Source organism: Microcoleus sp. T3_A4 (genome assembly GCF_036700465.1).
GTDB lineage: Bacteria > Cyanobacteriota > Cyanobacteriia > Cyanobacteriales > Microcoleaceae > Microcoleus.
The window spans coordinates 1-2,309 of the sequence record NZ_JAUBOY010000121.1; the positions used below are offsets into that span (position 1 = coordinate 1).

1 protein-coding gene and 1 pseudogene are annotated in these 2,309 nt (G+C 44.6%); both read left to right on the top strand.

Translation table 11 applies throughout. The annotated features are described in order from the left end of the window. Positions 1-181: 181 nt before the first annotated feature. Positions 182-709: a hypothetical protein gene (locus tag QUA07_RS29775; RefSeq protein ID WP_333332832.1), complete on the top strand. Its 528-nt coding sequence runs from the start codon at positions 182-184 to the stop codon at positions 707-709. Between the two features lie 13 nt (positions 710-722). Then, a pseudogene (locus tag QUA07_RS29780) lies at positions 723-1,484 on the top strand (hypothetical protein); the annotation flags it as partial. Positions 1,485-2,309 lie beyond the last annotated feature (825 nt).

Genomic DNA, 2,309 nt, shown 5'->3' on the forward strand with positions numbered 1-2,309 from the left:
TGGACTTTTGACAGTGAGGACAAGTAGCATAATCCATCAAAAAACCCACTTTTAAAATTGTTTTTCTATCATTTTTACTGTAGTTTAGACTAAATAAAGATGAGAAAGGTGGCTTCAGAAGAACTAGAGCCACCGCGCTGGGAGAGAATAAGGGTGAAAAGAAAACCTATCCACTCCCTTAATGAACAGTGAACGATTAAAAGACTTTCGTCAAGCAGCATACGAGTTATTAGTGCTGGCGAAAGATGCAAAATTCGAGCTGATGGATGCAGTAATGACAACCAGGAATGCGGCTTGTTTGGCGGAATTTTCGCTCAGTCCGCTATTCAATCGTCAATGGTCAAGCGTCTATGAAGCCTTACAAGACTGTAGACCAGACCGGAAAAAACTGATGATGCTGTATCAAGAGCAATTACAGCAGCAAGTACCTAGAACAGAACATATATTAGTGGCAATTGACCACACTGCATGGGCGAGACCTGACGCTCAAACATTAAAAGACAGAACCCATGAATATCAGAAAGGCTGCATTGTTGGACAGGGATATAGTACAATTGCGTGGATACCTGAAGAACAAGGAAGTTGGGCATTACCCCTACTCCAGGAAAGAATTAGTAGTGGGTCTTCACCCATACTTCAAGCAGCTTCCCAACTCAAACTTGTTTGCGAACAAAGCGTCAACCCAATATTAGCAGTCTTAGACGCCTGAATATGGCAATGCAACTTGGGTATTAGCGCAAGCAGATATTCAAGCTGATTGCTTAATGAGAGTCCGAAAGAATGCTTGTTTTTGGTCAGCACCACCAGCCTATAGTGGTCGCGGTAGACCGCGAAAACACGGGTCCAAAATGAGACTCAATGACCCAACCACATGGCTCAAAGTGGATACTGCGATCGAAATTGACTCTCATCCACAGTTGGGACAAGTCCGAGTCCGTCAATGGCTTGACTTACATTTTTATCGCGCCCCTGAACATCCTGTCAATTTAATTCTCATCGAAAGACTCAATCCCATGTCAAACGGTCAGCCGTTTCCACCCTTGTGGTTGGCTTGGGTGGGAAAACGAACTCTACCTTTAGAAATAGTTTGGTTTAAGTATTTACGACGTTTTGGAGTGGATCATTGGTATCGGTTTGCCAAGCAAAGATTACATTGGACATTGCCTAACCTGAGAACTCCCTCTCAATGTGAGCGGTGGAGTGATTTAATGCCCTTGATGAGTTGGCAACTCTGGCTGGCTAGGGATTTAGTTAAAGAAAATCGACTGCCTTGGCAATCTGCTACGATCGATTTAACTCCTGGACGTGTTGCCCAATCAATGTTATCGATTTTAGTTGACATTGGTACTCCGACGAAACTACCTAAACCGAGGGGAAAATCTCCTGGTTGGGAAACAGGAAAGGTACGGATATCGGCACCACGATATCCCACTGTCAAAAAACGAGTCTCTCGACGCAAAAAGTCCTCAAGATTAGTTGTTTAATCTCCTCTATTTGGAATTGTTGAGCAATAACTTGCCCGGTGTTGAAAGGCAGGTACTTTTAGATGCGATCGTTTTTTAGTCTAAACTCCAGTTTTTAATACATCTTTCAATCGTAATGTCTGGCAAATTGAGTAATCCGTCAAGATGGAAATCCATGAGCTTAGCCTCTAGCATAAAGTTCCTTAATTATACAGTTTCCACCGCAAACCCAGAAGAGCCCAGAATCATCGCTCCTAAGAGTATAAGACAAGGAATTTGCCGATGTCTCAAAGCCGGAGTCAACCCAGAATTTCCCGAACAGGGGACACCTCAAGGTGGGGTGGTAAGTCCACTATTAGCTAACATCGCCTTAAATGGAATTGAAAGTATTCACAGATACCATAGGATATCAAACCAAAGAATTACTGACAAGACCTCAACGAAAGATATTATCGAGCCAACAATCCGCTACGCGGACGACATGGTGAGCGCGACACGATGTCGCATGTTGTGAGTGAGGAGGTGACTTCTCTAGGTTAGTGTCCAAACCTATCCTCAATCTCCAAGGGCATCACTGGTAACGGTGGGGTCTTTTGCAAGGAGGTAACGTCTAAGGAGCGTCCAAGCCATTTGGACAAACCGGGCAAGAGGAAGACTGAATGGGTGAACGCAAGTGAATCTCTGATGAGGCTGCGTGACGTCTGGTCATCGAAATATGGCTGATACGGTGATGAAGGGACAATGAACCTCGGTCTTACCAATCGAGGCACGGAATTCGGTCTTATGAATCGAATTCGAGGACACCCCGTCCCCGCAGTAGAGGAGACACCCTCTTCAGTTGCATCT

Coding starts and splice junctions, on each gene's coding strand:
- QUA07_RS29775 (WP_333332832.1), top strand. CDS start 182: ATGAACAGTGAACGATTAAAAGACTTTCGTCAAGCAGCATACGAGTTA.